The following is a 17920-nucleotide window of genomic DNA, read 5'->3' on the forward strand; positions in this document are numbered from 1 at the left end:
TGGCTAATGACGATTGCAGCCTAGCGCGGATCGACGGCAACGCGGTCACCGTTTTGAAGGCGAATTATGCAAAATCCTGTTACAAGGTCACCCTAAAGAGCGCCATTTGAGAACAGCGTTCCAAATGGAGAAGCTTCGCTCACCGCTTCCGGATGGCGCATCACCCGTACCTCCCGGCGCGGCCAAGTCTTGGAACATAACCCCCAGAAGTGGCAGCAGCCGCGCATCCGGGAGCCGAGAAGAGCGAAGCGCGCGCCGGGCTTCGATGGGCGCGCGCTTCGGGTTCTGGATCAGCCCACGCTGGCCAGCAGGCTGGCATTGCCGCCTGCGGCGGTGGTGTCGACGCAGACATGGCGCTCGAGCTGCAGTCTCAGCGCCAGATCCTCTTCGGAAAGCAACGGGATACGCCGCCCCTCTCGCGCGGCGAGCGCCTTGCGCAGCGGACGCAAGGCATCCGCCCCGCCCCGCAGGGCGACCGCGTCGAAACCCGAGAGCTTCTCCAGCGCCGCGGGGTCGAGCGTGCCATCAAGATTGCCCTCGCCCGAGAGCCCCGGCGCCACGCCGATGGTGGCGCAGCCGGCGGCGCGAGCGGTCTCGATCTGCGCCCTCGCCTCCTCGGCCGAGGGACCGAGGCAGAGTACGGTACCACGCGGCACCACCGAGAGACGGTTCGATTCCCCCGTCGGCCCCGGCAGGGTGACGGTGTCGCGCCGATCCGGATCGGGGGCCGCGGCGTCGAGCAGCTTCTGCACCTTCTCGCTCGGTACCTCGCGGCCATTGGCGGGCAGCGAGGCGATGCGCATCGGCTCGGTGAAGCGCGCCACGTAGCGCGGACCGCCGGCCTTGGGCCCGGTGCCCGACAGCCCCTCGCCGCCAAAAGGCTGGGAGCCGACGATGGCGCCGATCTGGTTGCGGTTGACGTAGAGATTGCCGACCTTCACGCGCCGCGTCACATGCTCGACCCGATCGTCGATCCGGGTGTGCAGGCCAAAGGTCAGCCCGTAGCCGGTGGCGTTGACCGCGTCGATCACCCCGTCGATCTCGCCCGCCTTGAAGGTGGCGACATGCAGCACCGGTCCGAACACTTCGCGCTCCAACTCTTCAATCCCGTTCAGGCGGATCAGCGCCGGACCGATGTAGTGGCCCTTCGACGGCGTCTCGAGCTGCCACAGCAGGCGACCCTCGGCACGCGCCTTCTCGACATGTTCGCGGATGCCCTTCTCGGCGCGCCCGTCGATCACCGGGCCGACATCGGTGGCGTGGCTCCACGGGTCGCCGACCTGCATCTCCTCGGTGGCGCCTTTCAGCATCTCGAGGAAATGCTCGGCGATGTCCTCCTGCAGATAGAGCATACGCAGCGCCGAGCAGCGCTGCCCGGCAGACTGGAAGGCCGAATTGACGATGTCGCGCACCGCCTGCTCGGGCAGCGCGGTTGAATCGACGATCATCGCGTTGAGCCCGCCGGTTTCGGCGATGAGCGGCGCGGTCGGGTCCATGTTGGCGGCCATGGCGCGGTCGATGCCGATAGCGGTCTCGGTCGAGCCGGTGAAGCACACGCCCGCGATGCGCGGGTCGGAGGTGATCGCAGCCCCCACCACGCGCCCTGCGCCTGGCAGCAATTGCAGCGCATCGCGCGGCACCCCCGCCTCGTGCAGAAGCCGCACGCCCAGCGCCGCGGTGAGCGGCGTGGATTCGGCCGGCTTCGCCAGCACGGCATTGCCCGCCGCCAGCGCCGCGGCCACCTGACCCGTGAAGATCGCCAGCGGGAAGTTCCACGGGCTGATGCAGGCGAAGGTGCCGCGAGCCGGGTCCTTCAGCTCCTCGCCCCTTGCCGCGTAATAGCGCAGGAAATCGACCGCCTCGCGCAGCTCGGCCACGGCATCCTTCGGCGTCTTGCCGGCCTCGCGCGCGGTGAGCGCGAAGAACTCGTGCGCGTGCTCCTCGAACAATTCGGCGGCGCGGCGCAGCGCGGCGCCACGGTCCGAGGCCGGCGCCTGCCAGCGCCGCGCGAGGGCGATGGCATTCTCGACATCGGTCTTGGACGACATCATCACCTCGCCTACCACGTCGGAGGGATTGGCGGGGCTGGTCACCGGGATCACCTCGGCGCCCTCGGCGGGCTCCTCGGTGGCGAGGATCGGCTCGGAGCGCCACTTGGCGTTTCGGAAAGCGTTGCGGCCCGCGTCGAACTCGGCCAGCGCGTCGACCGCCGTCAGGTCCCAGCCGCGCGAATTCTCGCGCTCGGGTTGGAACAGCGCGCGCGGATCGCGCAGCTCCTTGGGGCGGGGTCCGCCCAGCTTCTCGAACGGATCGGCGGCGACCACCTCGGCGGGCACCTTCTCGTCGACGATCTGGTTCACGAAGCTCGAATTCGCCCCGTTCTCCAGCAGCCGGCGCACCAGATAGGCCAGCAGGTCGCGATGCGCGCCTACCGGCGCATAGATGCGCAGCCGCGTGCCCTCGCTCTCCATCTGCTTGTCGTGCAGTGCCTCGCCCATGCCGTGCAGGCGCTGGAATTCGAAATCGCGCCGCTCGCCTGCCATTTCCATCACGGCGGCCACGGAATGGGCGTTGTGGGTGGCGAATTGCGGGTAGATCCGGTCGGTCATGCCCAGCAGGCGATGCGCGCAGGACAGCCATGCCACGTCGGTCGCGGCCTTCTCGGTGAAGACCGGGAAATCCTCCAGCCCCTCGACCTGCGCGCGCTTGATCTCGGTGTCCCAGTAGGCGCCCTTGACGAGCCGCACCATGATCTTGCGGTCGAGCTTCTCGGAGAGCGCGTAGAGCCAGTCGAGCACGCCGCCGACGCGGCGGCCATAGGCCTGCACCACGACGCCGAAGCCGTCCCAACCGGCCAGCTCGGGGTCGGACAGCACCGCCTCGATGATGTCGAGCGACAGGTCGAGCCGGTCGGCCTCCTCCGCGTCGACATTGAGGCCCATGTTCCCCGCCATGGCTGCGCGGGCGAGCTTGGCCAGCCGCGGCACCAACTCCTCCATGACCCGCTCGCGCTGGGCCTCCTCGTATCGCGGGTGCAATGCCGAGAGCTTGACCGAGATGCCGGGATTGTCGCGGATATCGGCCGAGGTGGCTTCCTTCGAGATCCGCGCGATCGCGTTCTCGTAGCTCCTCATGAAGCCCGCCGCGTCCTTCGCGGTCAGCGCCGCCTCGCCCAGCATGTCGTAGCTGTAGGTGGCGCCCTTCTTCGCGGGCCCCTGGCTGCGCTTGATCGCCTCGTCGATGTCGCGGCCGAGCACGAAGGTCTTGCCCATTTCGCGCATCGCCGCGTAGGTCGCGGCGCGGATCACCGGCTCGCCCAGACGCTTGATCGCGCGGCGCAGCACGAGGCCCAGCCCCTCACCCTTTTCATCGAGCACCTTGCCGGTCAGCATCAGCGCCCAAGTCGAGGCATTGACCAGCGGGGAAGCCGCTTTCCCGAGATGCGCGCTCCAGTCCGACGGCGTGATCTTGTCGTCGATCAGCGCGTCGATGGTCTTGGCGTCGGGCACCCGCAGCAGCGCCTCGGCGAGGCACATCAACGCGATGCCCTCGCGGGTCGAAAGGCCGTACTCGGCGAGGAACGCCTCCATGATGCCGGGGCGCGTGTCGTCGCGGATCGCGCGCACCAGCTGGGCGCCGCGCCGCGTGGCGGCGGCGCGCAGCTCCTCTGAAATCGGGTCGCGCGCCATCAGATCCGCGAGGACCGCCGTCTCGTCGCGTCGATGATCGGCACGGATGCGGTGGCGCAGATCGACAAGCTCGCTCATTGGCGGACCCCCTTGAGTAAAAGACAGGTTCATCCTATCCCTGATCAGCTAAGGCGCGTTTCCCGAAAATCGACGGAAAGCGCGCTTTTTGCCCGATTTCTCTTGGTATGGCGGGACGAAAGATGAGCAATTCCGACACCGGCAGCCATCTCGACCGCACGGACTACCGCATTCTCGCCGAACTGGCAGCAAATGCTCGGCTTCCGGTCACCGAACTGGCGGTCCGGGTCGGCCTGTCGAAATCGCCCTGCCAGGTGCGGCTGAAGCGACTGCAGGAAAAGGGCGTGATTCGGGGCTTTCGCACGGTGATCGACCCGGCCAAGCTCGGGCTTGACCATGTCGCCTTCGTCGAGGTGCGGCTCGCCGACACCACCGAGAAATCGCTCGCCGCCTTCAACGCCGCCGTGCGGCTGATCACCGAGGTGGAGCAGTGCCACCTGATCGCCGGCAGCTTCGACTACCTGCTCAAGGTGCGGACCCGCGACATCCGCAGCTATCGCGAGGTGCTGGGCACCAAGATCTCGGCCCTGCCCGGCGTCGCGGGCACCTCCACCTATGTCTCGATGCAGCCGATCATCGACGACACGATGTGACGCCCCCCTCACCATCGTGTCATCCGGGCCGCGCGCGATGGACGCGCGGCAGTCATGGCGCGATGATGGGCCGCCCCGAAGAAAGCCGTTCCGATGCTCGACGCTGCCGCCCGCCGCCTGATCGACCCGCCGCTCAACCGGCTCGGTCGCAGCCTGGCGCGCGCCGGGGCAACCGCGGATGGAGTGACGCTGGCCGGGCTTGGGCTCGGCCTTGCCGCGGCGGCGATGATCGCGCTTGGCGCGCCGGGCTGGGCACTACTGCCACTCCTGGCGTCGCGCCTCGCCGACGGGCTCGACGGGGCGGTGGCCCGCGCCACGCGCCGGACCGACTGGGGCGGTTATCTCGATATCGCCGCCGATTTCGCCTTCTATGGCGCGATCCCGCTTGCCTTCATCCTGGCCGATCCGGTGGCCAATGGCGCTGCGGGCGGGTTCCTGCTCGCCGCCTTCTACTTCAACGGCACCACATTCCTCGGCTACGCGATCCTCGCCGAAAAGAAGCGCATGCAGACCTCGGCGCAAGGCATCAAGTCGCTCTACTTTTCGAACGGATTGCTGGAGGGCACCGAGACGATCGGTTTCTTTGTGCTGCTTTGCCTGCTGCCCGGCTACTTCGCGCCTTTGGCATGGGTATTCGGAGCAGTGTGCTATCTGAGCGGCACTTTGCGGCTGATCGGGTCGCGTACGGTGTTCCGCGACTGAGAGGATCTGGTCTTGCGACCGCCGATCGGGTAGCCGACGGACATGACCGCATCCCCTTTACAGACGGGTCCGCTGATTCTCGGCGGCACCGGACGACTTGGCCGGGCACTGCGCAAGCTGGCCTTGGACGGGCATTGGCCGGAGGGGCGTGCCGCGCTGTGGCATGGACGGCGGGGCGACTACGCTTGGGACATGCATAAGCCGGCACCGTCGCTTCCCGAACGGCCCGAGGGCGTCGTCGTTCTGGCAGGGGTGACATCGGGACCCCCGGAAGAGCTTGCCGCCAATGCCGACCTCGCTCGGGCCGCTTTGCGCCTTGCCGCGCGCGACGGTCTCGGCCCTGTGCTGCTGATGTCCTCGGCCGCGGTCTACGGTCGTGCCGAAGGCCCTTGCCGAGAGGCAGAGGCCAGCCCCGCCAACGCCTATGGCAGGGCCAAGCTGGAAATGGAGCGCGTGGTCGCCGAAGAGGTCGACAGGCTGGGCATCGAGGCGCCCCGCGCCTGTTGCCTGCGGCTCGCCAATGTCGCGGGCTGCGACCAGCTGTTTGGCGCGATGGCCGCCGGACAGGTCACGCTCGACCGGTTTGCCGAGGGGCACGGGCCGCGCCGCGCCTATGTCGGGCCGCTAAGCTTGGCGCGGATCGTCTCGACGCTTCTTTCGACCGAAGACCTGCCGCCGGTCCTGAACCTCGCGCAGCCCGGCGCGGTGCCGATGGAGGCGCTACTCGAGGCAGCCGGAGCGCGCTGGCACTGGCGCCCCGCCCCGGAAACCGCCCTGCCCGAAACTCGCCTCGACACGGCGCAGCTTGCGGCCATTGCCGGCCCCATCGCCATCGCCACCGCGCCTGGGCTCGTGGCCGAGGCGCGGCTGGCCGGCTGGAGGCTTGCATGACGCCGGCCAAGCGCACCTTCGACCTTACGGTGTCGATCCTGCTGCTGGCCCTGCTGTGGCCGGTACTGGCCGCGCTCATCCTGCTCCTGCTCGTGAAGGAGGGACGGCCGGTCTTCTACGTAGCCGAGCGGATGCGCACGCCGGAGCAGTCCTTTGGCCTGATCAAGCTGCGGACCATGCGCCCTGCCCCCTACGGCACCCGCGCCACCGGCGTGACGGGCGGTGACAAATCGGACCGCATGTCGGGGCTGCACCGTATGCTGCGACGGACCCGCGCCGACGAGTTGCCGCAGCTGTGGAACGTGATCCGCGGCGATATCAGCCTCGTCGGTCCCAGGCCGCCACTGCGCATCTACGTCGAAGCCTTCCCCGATCTGTATGCGGCAGTGCTGCGCTCGCGGCCCGGCATCACCGGACTGGCCAGCCTACGCTATCACGCCACCGAGGAACGGCTGCTGGCGCATTGCCGTTCGGCCGAAGAAACCGATGCGGTCTATCGCCGCCGCTGCGTGCCCCGCAAGGCGCGGCTGGATCTGATCTACCAGCGCCACGCCACGGTCTGCCATGATGTCAGCCTGATCGCTGAAACGGCGGGCAGGGTGTTGCGGCTGGCGCCCCGCAGGTTCCCACGAAAGGCACGGCCTCGGCGGGTTCCCGCCACCGTAGATTGATCAATGACGCGGCGTCGGATTACAAGGGATACGGAATTTGCTGTGATGTGGGCGAAAATGTCAGACACGGTCGCGGCTGAGCAGGGTTTTCGGGCCAGCATGGGCGAAAAAATGGGCAAACTGGTCGAATTGCTCGGGTTCATCACGCATCTCTCCCGTTCCACCAAACAATGGATGGTACTGACCAACGACGTGGCGCTGGTCCCGGTGGCGTTTCTTGCCGCGCTGTCGTTGCAGCTGAACCGCGCGCCGTTGGGCGCCGAGCTCCAGCAGCACTGGCCGCTCCTCCTCATGCTGTTGGCGATCTGCGCCCTGATCGAGATCGGGATGAACATCCACCGGGTGCAACTCAAGGCCTATGAAAGCCGGGCCATCGCTCTTTCGGCAACGCATGCGGTTCTGCTGGCGCTTTCGGCCGGGCTGATCGACCGGGCCGTGGGCGGCACCTTGCCGGGCGCCACCTTCGTCTCCTTCGCGATGGTCTACCTGCTGCTCGCGGTCAGTTCCCGTGCCGTGATGCTCAAGCTGGTGCTGAGCGCCTATCGGCACAGACCCAAGCTCAGGGTGCTGGTCTACGGTGCCGGTCGTACGGGCCAGCAGCTGGTCGCGGCGCTTCGGACCGACGAGACGGTCCGTCCCGTCGCCTATATCGACGACAACAAAATGCTACAGGGCGCAATCGTCCAAGGGCTGCACGTGCACTCCCCGGCCGCCATCGCCCGGCTGGCGCGGACCAAGCATGTCGACCGGGTGCTGCTGGCCATGCCCTCGGTGCCGCGCGCCCGGCTGGCGCAGCTGTCGCGCCAGCTGGAGGAGAAGGGCCTCGACGTGCAGACCCTGCCCTCCTTCGCCCAGCTTGCCGGCAACGGCGTGCCATTGGTCGAGCAGCTGCGCCCCGTGGTGCCCGGCCAGTTCCTCGGCCGCGCGCCGCTCGACGCCGAATTGCCCGGCGGCTCGGAAACCTATCGTGGTACTTCGGTGATGATTTCGGGTGCCGGCGGTTCGATCGGCTCCGAGCTGTGCCGCCAGATCCTCGCCTGCCGGCCGCGGCGGCTGGTCCTCTTCGAAATGTCGGAGCTGGCGCTCTACAAGCTCGACCAGGAGCTGTCGGCACTGGCCACGGAGCAGCAGGTCGAGATCGTACCGATCCTGGGATCGGTTTGCGACGCGCCGCTGGTGCGCCGCGTGCTGGCCGACCAGGAGATCGAGATCGTCCTGCATGCGGCGGCCTACAAGCACGTGCCGCTGGTCGAGAGCAATCCCGTCTCGGGCTTCGCCAACAACGTGCTGGGCACGCATACGCTCGCCCAGGCCGCCGGAGAAGCCGGTGTCGCGCGCTTCATCCTGATTTCCACCGACAAGGCGGTCCGCCCCAAGAACATGATGGGCGCCTCGAAGCGCATGGCCGAGCTGGTGGTGCAGGATCTGGCCAGCCGCTCGACCGGCACGATCTATTCGATGGTCCGCTTCGGCAATGTTCTGGGCTCCTCCGGCTCGGTGATCCCGCTGTTCCACGACCAGATCTGCAAGGGCGGTCCCGTCACCCTCACCCATCGCGAAGTGACGCGCTACTTCATGACCATCCCCGAAGCCGCGCGGCTCGTTCTGGTCGCCGGGACCTTCGCCACCGGTGGCGACGTCTTCGTGCTCGACATGGGGGCACCGGTCCAGATCTACGATCTCGCGCGGCAGATGATCGAGGCGGCGGGCTATACGGTACGCGACGAGACCAATCCCGATGGCGATATCGAGATCAGGCTGACCGGCCTGCGCGCGGGCGAGAAGCTGCACGAGGAACTGCTGATCGGCGAGGGCCAGATCGGCACGCCGCATCCCAAGATCATGCTCGCTCGCGAGGCGCATCTGAGCGAGATCGAGGTGGCGGCAGGGATGCGGGCCTTGCGCGCCGCCGTGACCGAGAATGACAGCGACGCGCTGCGCGCCGTGGTGGCGCGCTGGGTCGAAGGCGGCAAGGCGCTGGCCCTCGCCGCCGCCGAAGCTCGTGGTCAGCTGCCGGCGAGCTGATCCGCCGCGGTGGCGTAGCCCTGCGGATTGGCCTGCTGCCAGCGCCACAGGTCACGCGCCATCTCTTCCACCCCCAGCGACGCCCGCCAGCCGAGCTTTTCTGCCGCATGGCTGCAATCGGCCTGCATCTCGGCGATATCGCCGGCGCGGCGCGGCAGCACCTCGAATGGCAGCGCCCGACCCACCGCCGCCGAGAAGGCGTCGAGCATCTCGCGCACCGAATAGCCCCGTCCGGTACCGATGTTGTAAGTCTCAGCTCCCGCCGAGGCCGCCGCGCGGTCGAGCGCCGCGACATGGGCGCGGGCGAGATCGACGACATGGATGTAGTCGCGCACGCCGGTACCGTCTGGCGTGGGATAGTCATCGCCGAAAATGCGCAGCCGCTCCTGACGGCCCGTCGCCACCTGAGCGAGGTAAGGCATCAGGTTGTTCGGCACGCCCTGCGGGTCCTCGCCAATCCGGCCCGATTCATGCGCTCCAACCGGATTGAAATAGCGCAGGAGCATCACCGCGCTGCCGGGACGGGCCGCCGGCCAATCGGTCAGGATCTGCTCGGCAAAGCGCTTGGTATGGCCGTAGACCGAGGTCGGCGCCAGCGGGTGTGCCTCGGTATAGGGCAGGAAGACCGGCTCGCCATAGACCGTGGCCGAGGAAGAGAAGATGATCCGCTGGCACTCCGCCCGATCCATCGCGCGCAGCAGGGACAGCGTGCCTGTGACGTTGACGTCGTAATACTCGACCGGCTTCTCGACGCTCTCGCCGACCGCCTTGAGACCGGCGAAATGGATCACCGCCTCGGGCCGGAACTCGGCGAAGATCCGGTCGAGCGCGGCCGTATCCCGGACATCCGCGTCATGCGCGTGCAGCGCGCCCTGCGGGACCAACTCACCGACGCGGCGCAATGCCTCGGGCGAGCCATTGGAATAATTGTCGACGCAGGCCACCTCGTGACCCTGCCCCAAGAGTTCCACCAGAGTATGGCTGCCGATGTAACCCGCACCGCCTGTGACCAGAACACGCATACAAAATCTCCGCTACTGCTACGCAAGCAGTAGCGGAGTGTGTCAGGGCTGACCAGAACCGGTCTGGCGCAGGGTCTTCAGGCCCCGCGCCCTGCCCGTCATTTCAGCGCCGCGTCGGTGATTTCATGCGTGAAGGCGCCCTCCGGCACGGCCGAGATCACCGGGTCCGAGCCACCCGCGAGAAGCGTGTCGACGGTGCGCTGATAGGCCGCCTCGTCGAGGCTGCCGTCCGAGCCCTCGGTCAGCTTGGCGATCTCGCCCATCATCCGGACCTGATGCGCCTCGGTCTGGGCGCCGGTCTCGTCGTAGTCGAGCACGATCTGCGCCGCGTCTTCGGGGTTCTCCTCGGCCCATTTCCAGCCCTTCATCGAGGCGCGCACGAAACGTGTCATCTTGTCGACGAACTCCGGATCCTCGAGGTTCTCTTCCAGCACCCACATCCCGTCCTCGAGCGTCGCCACGCCCATATCCTCGTATTTGAAGGTGACGAGCTCGTCCTCGGAGATGCCCGCGTCAAGCACCTGGCCGTATTCGTTATAGGTCATGGTGGAGATGCAGTCGGCCTGACGCTGGATCAGCGGGTCAACGTTGAAGCCCTGCTTGAGGACCGTCACGCCCTCCTCGCCCCCCTCGGTGGGAATCCCCTCTTGGCTCATCCAACTCAGGAACGGGTATTCGTTTCCGAAGAACCACACGCCGATGGTCTTGCCCTTGAAGTCCTGCGGGCCGGTGATGCCGGTATCCTTCCAGCAAGTCAGCATCAGCCCCGAGCTGGCGAAGGGCTGGGCGATGTTCACGACCGGCAGGCCTTTCTCCCGCGCAGCCAGCGCCGAAGGCATCCAGTTGAGCATCACGTCGGCCCCGCCCCCCGCGAGCACCTGCGGCGGCGCGATGTCGGGGCCTCCAGGCAGGATCTCGACGTCGAGCCCCTCCTCTTCGTAGAACCCCTCTTCGAGCGCCACATAGTAGCCCGCGAACTGCGCCTGGGTGACCCATTGCAGCTGCAGCCGGACCTCGTCGAGATCCTGCGCCATGGCGGGTGCCACCCCGGTCATCAGCGCGCCTGCCGCCGCCGCGGCCATCATCATCCGTTTCATTCTTGGTCGACCTCCGTTTGCTGTTGTCGGCCCGGTTGGCGGGCTCTGTTGGTTATCCGCGTTGCGAGGGGTGCCAGAAGGTCACCCCCCGTTCGATCAGCGCAACCAGCCCGTAGAAGCCGGTGCCGGCCAACGCCGCGACGAGGATCGCGGCCCAGACCATGTCGAGCGCGAGCTGGCCCACCGAGGTGGTGATCCGGAACCCGAGCCCCAGTGTCGGCGAGCCAAAGAACTCGGCCACGATGGCCCCGATCAGCGCCAGCGTCGTGCAGATCTTCAGACCGTTGAAGATGAAGGGCATCGCCGCCGGAAGCCGGAGCTTCACCAGCCCCTGCCAATAGCCCGCGCCCCAGCTCTTCATCAGGTCGCGCTGCATGGCCGAGGTTTCGGCCAGCCCCGCCACGGTGTTCACCAGCATCGGAAAGAACACCATGACCACCACCACGGCGGCCTTGGACTGCCAATCGAAGCCGAACCACATCACGAGGATCGGCGCGGTGCCGACGATCGGCAGCGCCGCCATGAAGCTCGCCAGCGGCAGCAGCCCACGCTGCAGGAACACGAAGCGATCGACGGCGATCGCCGTGAGGAACGCCGCGCCACAGCCGATCGCGTAGCCCGATAGCGCGCCGCGCAGGATGGTCTGCACGAAATCGCCCCAGAGGATCGGCAGGCTCTCGGCGAAGCGCGCGCCGATCTGGCTTGGCGGTGGCAGAATAACGAGTGGCACCTGCAGCGCGCGCACCGCGATCTCCCACAGGATCAGGATGGTGATCCCGAACAGCAAGGGCACCGCCATACGCGCCCAGATCCGGTTCGACAGCGGCCCGGTGGCAAGCCAGACGTTGAGCGCCCAGAGCCCGAGCCAGAGCGCCAGCGCGAGGACCGCCGCGCTCATGCCGCACCCCCCATGCGCCGCAGCGCGAGCCTCTGCGCGCCGCCGATCATCGCCACCAGCACCGCCGCCAGCGCCGCGGCCAGCAGCAGCGCCGCCCAGATCTGCGCGGTCTGGCCATAATAGCTTCCTGCCAGCATGCGCGCGCCCAATCCGCCGCCCTGCACTGGCAGTTCGCCCACGATGGCCCCGACAAGGGCGGCCGCCACGGCGATCTTCATCGACGCGAAGAGATAGGGCATCGAGGCCGGCAGCCGCAGCCGCGTCAGCACCTGCCAACCCGAGGCGTCCCATGTGCGCATCAGGTCGGTCTGCATCGCGTCAGGCGCGCGCAGCCCCTTCACCATGCCGACCACCACGGGGAAGAACGACAGGTAGGCGGATATGATCGCTTTGGGTAGCAGCCCCTGCAGGCCGACAGAGTAGAGCACCACCACGATCATCGGTGCCAGCGCCACGATCGGCACTGTCTGGCTGACGATGGCCCATGGCATCACCGATTTCTCCATCGTCTTCGAATGGACGATGCCGATTGCCAGGGCGATCCCCGCCATGGCTCCTATGACAAAGCCGAGCGCCGTGGCCGAGAGCGTGATCCAGGCATGTAGCAGCAATCCGCGGTTCGAAAGACTCCCCGATCGCAGCAGGCCGCGCCGCCCCTCGATCTCCTCCATCACCACGCTCTGCCACAACTCGCCCGCCACCTGATGCGGTGCGGGCAGTCTCGGCCTGTCCTGCGCCCAAGCGTCCGGGATCTGGCCCGGATTGGCCAACACCAGCCCCAGTGCGTTCGCATCGCGCCGCTCCACGGCAGTATCCGGCTGCACCGCCACCCCTTCGCGCTCGGCGGCGGTCAGGGCCTCGCGGATGTTCATCGGCACGGCGGCGGCGTACCAGAGCGCGAACAATGCCGCGACGAGGATGATGACCGGTCCCGCGCGGCTCATGCGCTGGCCTCGCAAGTGTCTCGCGTCGTATGGGCAACTTTGTTCTCCAAATACGCAATCCCACCCTTGCCGCTCCGACCCACCTTCGGTCTGAAGGAAGCCGGTCTTCTTGCGTATTTTAAGAACAAAGTAACCATGTCCGACTTAAGTGAGGGCGCGGTACAGGCTGGCGAGCCGATGACCGCGAACGAAGTCGCCATGCGATAGGGGCTCCTGCTCGCCAGGGGCGGGAAGCCCGCTTGTGTCTCACACCTCTTCATGACCGGCCCTCAGTCCTTCGCGCACCCGGTGCGCGATCTCGATGAATTCGGGGCTGTCGCGGATGTCGAGCGGGCGCTCGCGCGGCAGCGGGCTGTCGATCACGTCGCTGATCCGTCCGGGGCGCGGGCTCATCACCACGATCTTGGTCGAGAGATACACCGCCTCGGGAATCGAGTGGGTCACGAAGAGCGTGGTCTTGCCGGTCGCGGCCCAGAGCCTGAGCAGCTCCTCGTTGAGCCGATCCCGCACGATCTCGTCCAGCGCGCCGAAGGGTTCGTCCATCAGCAGGATGTCGGCGTCGAACGCCAGCGCCCGGGCGATGCTCGCGCGTTGCTGCATGCCGCCCGACAATTGCCAGGGATACTTCTTCTCGAACCCGCCTAGTTCGACCAGCTCCAGCACCTCGCGCACGCGCCGTGTCCGCTCGGCCTTGGGAAACCCCATGATCTCGAGCGGCAGCGCGATGTTGCCGCCGATGGTGCGCCAAGGGTAGAGGCCGGCGGCCTGGAACACGTAGCCATAGGCCCGGGCCCGGCGTGCCTCGTCGGGGCTCATGCCATTGACCGAAACCTCGCCAGCCGTGGGCTGTTCCAGCGCTGCGACCACCCGAAGAAATGTGGTCTTGCCGCAGCCCGACGGGCCGATGAAGGAGACGAACTCGCCCTTCGCGATGTCGAGATCCACGCCCTTGAGGGCGTGAACCGGACCATCGGCGGTCTCGAAGGTGAGATCGACGCCGCGCGCCGAGACGACGGTCTTCGCAATCGGCGCGTTCATCATCGGCACGCCCCCCGCCCCGGCACCCTCACACGCCGCTCGCCGGAATGCCCGAGCGTTCGATCGGGCGCGGTGCGGTCAGCGCTTTCCACGACGAAAGCGCCCGGTTGACCGGGCCCTGCGGCTCGCGCGCAACGAATTCGCCATGACCCTCATGCGTATCCAGCGCACCGTCGCGCAGCGAAACATGGCCGCGGCTCAGCACGTAACGCGGTAGGCCCTTCACTTTCTGCCCCTCGAAGACGTTGTAGTCGATTGCCGAAGCCTGCGCGGCGGCAGTGATGGTCTTTTCCTTCTCCGGATCCCAGACCACGATGTCGGCATCGGCGCCGACGAGGATCGCGCCCTTTTTCGGGTAGCAGCCAAGGATCTTGGCGCTGTTGGTGGAGGTGACGGCGACGAACTCGTTCATCGTGATCCGGCCAGTGTTGACCCCATGCGTCCACAACAAGGGCATCCGGTCCTCGAGCCCGCCGGTGCCATTGGGGATCTTGGTGAAATCGCCCAGCCCGTTGCGCTTCTGCTCGGTGGTGAAGGCGCAGTGATCGGTGGCCACCACCGAGAGCGTGCCTGAGGCCAGACCGGCCCAAAGGCTGTCTTGATGGCGCTTGTCGCGGAACGGCGGACTCATCACCCGGCGCGCGGCGTGGTCCCAGTCGGGATGGGCGTATTCGCTCTCGTCGAGGATCAGGTGCTGGATCAGCGGCTCGCCCCAGACCCGCTTGCCCAGCATCTTGGCGCGGCGGATCGCCTCGTGCGCCTCCTCGCAGGAGACGTGGACCACGTAGAGCGGCACGCCGGCCATGTCGGCGATCATGATCGCGCGGTTGGTGGCCTCGCCCTCGACCGAGGAGGGGCGCGAATAGGCATGCGCCTCGGGGCCGGTGTTGCCCTCGGCCAGAAGCTTGGCCTGCAGTTCGGCCACCACGTCGCCGTTCTCAGCATGCACCAGCGGGATCGCACCTAGCTCGGCGCAGCGCCGGAAGCTGGCGAAGAGCTCGTCGTCGTTCACCATCAAGGCGCCCTTGTAGGCCATGAAGTGCTTGAAGGTGGTGATGCCGTGGTCGCGCACCACGGTCTCCATCTCGTCGAAGACCTGGCGGTCCCACCAGGTGATCGCCATGTGGTAGGAATAGTCGCAGGCCGCCTGACCCGACTTGTTGTGCCAGGTTTTCAGCGCGTCGAGCAGACTCTGGCCCGGGCTGGGGAGCGCGAAATCCACCACCATGGTGGTGCCGCCGGCCAGCGCCGCGCGGGTGCCCGAACCGAAATCATCGGTGGAATGGGTGCCCATGAAGGGCATCTCCAGATGGGTGTGCGGGTCGATGCCGCCGGGCATCACGTAACAGCCCGTGGCGTCGAGTTCCTCGTCGCCGGCCAGCCCCTTTCCGATGGCGGCGATACGCCCGCCCTCGATCAGCAGATCCGCCTCGTAGGTCAGATCCGCCGTGACGATGGTACCGTTCCTGATGACCTTGGAGCCCATTTCCGTTCCCTCTCTGTCAGGCCCGGCCCCTCGTGCGGGGGCCGTGGCACGTCCCGGGCGCGCGCTCGGTGGCGCGCTCCGGCTCGAAAGGGTCGGCGGGCGGAAGGGGGCGGCGGCGCGTGGTCGGCCGGCATCGCCCCCGAACTGCCCGGATCAGCTTGCGGGACGCGGCCCCACCGTGCCGTCGTCGTCTTCACAAAGCGGCACGCCGTTTTCGTCGCGCACCGGGTAGCCGCTCAGCGGTTCGGTGCGCTCGATCGAGAACAGGTAGCAGCCGTCGCCGTTCTGGAACACGGCTGAGGGCGGCGTGCCGGGCAGGAGCGCGGCGAGCACGGCCTCGGGGGCGGAGACCACCTCCTGCGGGGATGTCGCGGTGATGGCGCCGGCAGGTGGCCGGGGGGCCGCCGCGGCGCTCGTGTCACCATCGTCCGACAGGGGCGCCGTGGTCACCTGGGCGGGGCTTTCGAGCCGGGACGGCGCCGGCGTCGGTTCCGGCGCGGGAGCGGGCGCTGCCTGCGGCGCGGGAAACACCGGAGCGGGTTGTGGCACGGCCACGGTACGCACTTCCTCGCAGGCGGCGAGCAGCGGCAGCGCCACCAATACGGGCAGCAGTCGGGGCAGTCTGGTCATCGGGCTCTCCTGAACATCTGGCTTGCCGATCCAGAAAGGCCGGAACCGGGAGAGGTCAAGCCCTGCATGTCCGATGAAAGTTTCAAGACACCACCTCGGCGGCCTCGATCACCGCATGCAGCAGCACGTCGCAGCCCTTGGTCGCCCAGTCCTGCGTGATCTCCTCGGCCTCGTTATGGCTCAGCCCGTCCTTGCAGGGGCACATCACCATGGCGGTCGGGGCGATGCCGGCAATCCAGCAGGCGTCGTGTCCGGCGCCCGAGACGATGTCGCGATGGCTGTAGCCCAACCGCTCGGCAGCGGCGCGCACCATGCCGACGCAGTCCGGGTCGAAGGTGACCGGCTCGAAATGCCCGGTGGGTTCGATCTCGAGCCCCAGCCCCAGCTCGTCGGCGATCCGCGTGGCCTCGGTCTCGACCGCCCTGCGCATCGCGGCGAGCTTCTCGGCATCGGGCGAGCGGATATCGACGGTGAAGACCGCGCGGCCCGGGATCACGTTGCGGGAGTTCGGCCAGACATTGGCCTGCCCGACCGCGCCCACCGCGTCGGGCTGGTGCTCCATCGCGATGCGGTGCACGGCCTCGGTGATCCGCGCCATGCCGAGCCCGGCATTGACCCGCATGTGCATCGGGGTGGAGCCGGTATGGCTTTCCTTGCCGGTGAGCCGGATCTCCAGCCACCATAGCCCCTGGCCGTGGGTGACCACGCCGATATCCTTTTGCTCGGCCTCGAGGATCGGGCCCTGCTCGATGTGCAACTCGAAGAGCGCATGCATCTTGCGCGCGCCGACCTCCTCTTCGCCCTTCCAGCCGATCCGTTCCAACTCGGTGCCGAAGGATTTTCCATCCGCATCCTCGCGCGCATAGGCCCAGTCGAGATCGTGCTGCCCGGCGAAAACGCCGGAAGCCATCATCGCCGGGGCGAAGCGGGTGCCTTCCTCGTTGGTCCAGTTCACGACGACGATCGGTCGGCGGGTCTTGACCCCCATGTCGTCGAGCGTGCGGATGATCTCGAGCCCGCCGAGCACGCCCAGTACGCCGTCATACTTGCCGCCCGTGGGCTGGGTATCGAGATGGCTGCCGACATAGACCGGCAACGCATCGGGGTCCTGGCCCTCGCGGCGCGCGAACATCGATCCCATCTTGTCGACACCCATCGACAGGCCCGCGGCCGCGCACCACTTCGCGAAGAGCGCCCGGCCTTCGGCATCCGCATCCGTCAGGGTCTGGCGATTGTTGCCGCCCGCCACGCCGGGGCCGATCTTGGCCATGTCCATCAGGCTGGACCAGAGCCGCGCGCCGTCGATCTTGAGGTTTTCGCCGGGTGCGGACATGCTGGGTTCCTCGCCTTGCTGCCGGTCGGACCGCGCGCGGCATCGATTTGACCGCCCGGTAAAATTCACGCTATCAAAGTCCCGACACCAGTCAAGGATCGCGTGATCGCGCCTCGGGCCCGGACACGAAACGATGCGAGACGAGGCAGCGGCGGGTCGTTCCGCCCGTTCGACAGGACCGGAGATGACCAAGAGCCCGCCCCGCACCCGGATCCAGGTCCGCAACCGGGCCGCCATTCTGGAGGCGGCGCTCGAGGTGTTCGCGGCGCGTGGCTTCAGGGGTGCGACGCTGGACCGGATCGCGCAGGCGGCGGGGCTGTCGAAGCCGAACCTGCTCTATTACTTCCGCTCCAAGGAAGCGCTGCATCTCGCCATTCTCGAGGATCTGCTGGAGCTGTGGCTGGCGCCTCTGCGCGAGATGGATGCCGACGGCGAGCCGCGCGAGCAGATCCTCGGTTACGTCCGGCGCAAGCTGGAGATGAGCCGCGACCACCCGCGCGAGAGCCGGCTCTTCGCCAACGAGATCCTGCAAGGCGCCCCCCGAGCGCGGCCCGTGCTGGAGGGCGAACTCAAGGTGCTGGTCGACGAGAAGGCCGCAGTGATCGCGGCCTGGTCGGAATCGGGCCGGATCGGACCGGTCGACCCCTATCACCTGATTTTCTCGATTTGGGCGCTGACCCAGCACTATGCCGATTTCGAGGTGCAAGTACGCGCGATCATGGGGAAAACCGATCCCTACCCGGGCGCCGAAGCCTGGCTCGATCACCTCTTCGGCGCGGCACTCGGGATTTCTCACAAGACCACTTGAACACCGGGGTCGGCG

General features: G+C 67.5%; 15 protein-coding genes. 6 read left to right on the top strand and 9 right to left on the bottom strand.

Annotated elements, in window-relative coordinates:
* Positions 1 to 290 precede the first annotated feature (290 nt).
* Positions 291 to 3767: a bifunctional proline dehydrogenase/L-glutamate gamma-semialdehyde dehydrogenase PutA gene (putA, locus tag LOS8367_RS13980; RefSeq protein ID WP_085897144.1), complete on the bottom strand. Its 3477-nt coding sequence runs from the start codon at positions 3765 to 3767 to the stop codon at positions 291 to 293.
* 122 nt (positions 3768 to 3889) lie between these two features.
* Between putA and LOS8367_RS13985 the strand changes: the two genes are divergently transcribed.
* The 5 genes from LOS8367_RS13985 to LOS8367_RS14005 all read left to right on the top strand — a co-directional run bounded on the left by LOS8367_RS13985 (position 3890) and on the right by LOS8367_RS14005 (position 8649).
* Positions 3890 to 4360: an Lrp/AsnC family transcriptional regulator gene (locus LOS8367_RS13985; RefSeq protein ID WP_085897145.1), complete on the top strand. Its 471-nt coding sequence runs from the start codon at positions 3890 to 3892 to the stop codon at positions 4358 to 4360.
* Positions 4361 to 4453: 93 nt separating this feature from the next.
* Positions 4454 to 5062, top strand: coding sequence for a CDP-alcohol phosphatidyltransferase family protein (locus tag LOS8367_RS13990; RefSeq protein WP_085897146.1), 609 nt, complete (start codon positions 4454 to 4456; stop codon positions 5060 to 5062).
* A gap of 42 nt (positions 5063 to 5104) precedes the next feature.
* The gene (locus tag LOS8367_RS13995) at positions 5105 to 5953 is read left to right on the top strand and encodes an NAD-dependent epimerase/dehydratase family protein (protein WP_085897147.1); all 849 of its coding nucleotides are present in this window, start codon (positions 5105 to 5107) and stop codon (positions 5951 to 5953) included.
* Positions 5950 to 6624 carry a sugar transferase gene (locus LOS8367_RS14000; protein WP_085897148.1) on the top strand — a complete coding sequence of 225 codons (675 nt, stop codon included), beginning with the start codon at positions 5950 to 5952 and terminating at the stop codon, positions 6622 to 6624. The genes LOS8367_RS13995 and LOS8367_RS14000 overlap by 4 nt, the downstream gene beginning before the upstream one ends.
* 111 nt (positions 6625 to 6735) lie before the next feature.
* Positions 6736 to 8649 carry a polysaccharide biosynthesis protein gene (locus tag LOS8367_RS14005; RefSeq protein WP_085897210.1) on the top strand — a complete coding sequence of 638 codons (1914 nt, stop codon included), beginning with the start codon at positions 6736 to 6738 and terminating at the stop codon, positions 8647 to 8649.
* Here the strand turns inward: LOS8367_RS14005 and galE are convergent.
* The 8 genes from galE to LOS8367_RS14045 all read right to left on the bottom strand — a co-directional run bounded on the left by galE (position 8631) and on the right by LOS8367_RS14045 (position 17097).
* The gene (galE, locus tag LOS8367_RS14010; RefSeq protein ID WP_085897149.1) at positions 8631 to 9671 is read right to left on the bottom strand and encodes a UDP-glucose 4-epimerase GalE; all 1041 of its coding nucleotides are present in this window, start codon (positions 9669 to 9671) and stop codon (positions 8631 to 8633) included. The genes LOS8367_RS14005 and galE overlap by 19 nt on opposite strands.
* A 98-nt stretch (positions 9672 to 9769) precedes the next feature.
* Complete coding sequence (locus LOS8367_RS14015; RefSeq protein WP_085897150.1) at positions 9770 to 10768, bottom strand: ABC transporter substrate-binding protein; 999 nt, start codon at positions 10766 to 10768, stop codon at positions 9770 to 9772.
* 52 nt (positions 10769 to 10820) lie between these two features.
* A complete protein-coding gene (locus tag LOS8367_RS14020) occupies positions 10821 to 11666 on the bottom strand; it encodes an ABC transporter permease (RefSeq protein ID WP_085897151.1) in 846 nt (281 codons plus the stop codon).
* Complete coding sequence (locus tag LOS8367_RS14025) at positions 11663 to 12610, bottom strand: ABC transporter permease (protein WP_085897152.1); 948 nt, start codon at positions 12608 to 12610, stop codon at positions 11663 to 11665. Before LOS8367_RS14025 ends, LOS8367_RS14020 begins: the two co-directional genes overlap by 4 nt.
* Positions 12611 to 12856: 246 nt before the next feature.
* Complete coding sequence (locus tag LOS8367_RS14030) at positions 12857 to 13651, bottom strand: ABC transporter ATP-binding protein (RefSeq protein WP_085897153.1); 795 nt, start codon at positions 13649 to 13651, stop codon at positions 12857 to 12859.
* Between the two features lie 25 nt (positions 13652 to 13676).
* Positions 13677 to 15134, bottom strand: coding sequence for a dihydropyrimidinase (hydA, locus tag LOS8367_RS14035; RefSeq protein WP_085897154.1), 1458 nt, complete (start codon positions 15132 to 15134; stop codon positions 13677 to 13679).
* Between the two features lie 153 nt (positions 15135 to 15287).
* Positions 15288 to 15764, bottom strand: a complete 477-nt coding sequence (locus tag LOS8367_RS14040) for a hypothetical protein (protein WP_085897155.1) — start codon at positions 15762 to 15764, stop codon at positions 15288 to 15290.
* Between the two features lie 82 nt (positions 15765 to 15846).
* Positions 15847 to 17097: a Zn-dependent hydrolase gene (locus LOS8367_RS14045; RefSeq protein WP_085897156.1), complete on the bottom strand. Its 1251-nt coding sequence runs from the start codon at positions 17095 to 17097 to the stop codon at positions 15847 to 15849.
* A gap of 184 nt (positions 17098 to 17281) precedes the next feature.
* Between LOS8367_RS14045 and LOS8367_RS14050 the strand changes: the two genes are divergently transcribed.
* Entirely contained in the window at positions 17282 to 17905 is a 624-nt protein-coding gene (locus LOS8367_RS14050) for a TetR family transcriptional regulator C-terminal domain-containing protein (protein WP_085897157.1), read from the top strand.
* The last annotated feature ends 15 nt before the right edge of the window (positions 17906 to 17920 follow it).

Origin of the sequence: Limimaricola soesokkakensis, from assembly GCF_900172345.1 — a bacterium.
Classification (GTDB): Bacteria; Pseudomonadota; Alphaproteobacteria; order Rhodobacterales; family Rhodobacteraceae; genus Limimaricola; species Limimaricola soesokkakensis.

Coding starts and splice junctions, on each gene's coding strand:
- galE (WP_085897149.1), bottom strand. CDS start 9,671: ATGCGTGTTCTGGTCACAGGCGGTGCGGGTTACATCGGCAGCCATACT.
- LOS8367_RS14005 (WP_085897210.1), top strand. CDS start 6,736: ATGGGCAAACTGGTCGAATTGCTCGGGTTCATCACGCATCTCTCCCGT.
- LOS8367_RS13990 (WP_085897146.1), top strand. CDS start 4,454: ATGCTCGACGCTGCCGCCCGCCGCCTGATCGACCCGCCGCTCAACCGG.
- LOS8367_RS14040 (WP_085897155.1), bottom strand. CDS start 15,764: ATGACCAGACTGCCCCGACTGCTGCCCGTATTGGTGGCGCTGCCGCTG.
- LOS8367_RS13995 (WP_085897147.1), top strand. CDS start 5,105: ATGACCGCATCCCCTTTACAGACGGGTCCGCTGATTCTCGGCGGCACC.
- LOS8367_RS14025 (WP_085897152.1), bottom strand. CDS start 12,610: ATGAGCCGCGCGGGACCGGTCATCATCCTCGTCGCGGCATTGTTCGCG.
- LOS8367_RS14045 (WP_085897156.1), bottom strand. CDS start 17,097: ATGTCCGCACCCGGCGAAAACCTCAAGATCGACGGCGCGCGGCTCTGG.
- LOS8367_RS13985 (WP_085897145.1), top strand. CDS start 3,890: ATGAGCAATTCCGACACCGGCAGCCATCTCGACCGCACGGACTACCGC.
- hydA (WP_085897154.1), bottom strand. CDS start 15,134: ATGGGCTCCAAGGTCATCAGGAACGGTACCATCGTCACGGCGGATCTG.
- LOS8367_RS14020 (WP_085897151.1), bottom strand. CDS start 11,666: ATGAGCGCGGCGGTCCTCGCGCTGGCGCTCTGGCTCGGGCTCTGGGCG.
- LOS8367_RS14015 (WP_085897150.1), bottom strand. CDS start 10,768: ATGAAACGGATGATGATGGCCGCGGCGGCGGCAGGCGCGCTGATGACC.
- LOS8367_RS14050 (WP_085897157.1), top strand. CDS start 17,282: ATGACCAAGAGCCCGCCCCGCACCCGGATCCAGGTCCGCAACCGGGCC.
- LOS8367_RS14030 (WP_085897153.1), bottom strand. CDS start 13,651: ATGATGAACGCGCCGATTGCGAAGACCGTCGTCTCGGCGCGCGGCGTC.
- LOS8367_RS14000 (WP_085897148.1), top strand. CDS start 5,950: ATGACGCCGGCCAAGCGCACCTTCGACCTTACGGTGTCGATCCTGCTG.
- putA (WP_085897144.1), bottom strand. CDS start 3,767: ATGAGCGAGCTTGTCGATCTGCGCCACCGCATCCGTGCCGATCATCGA.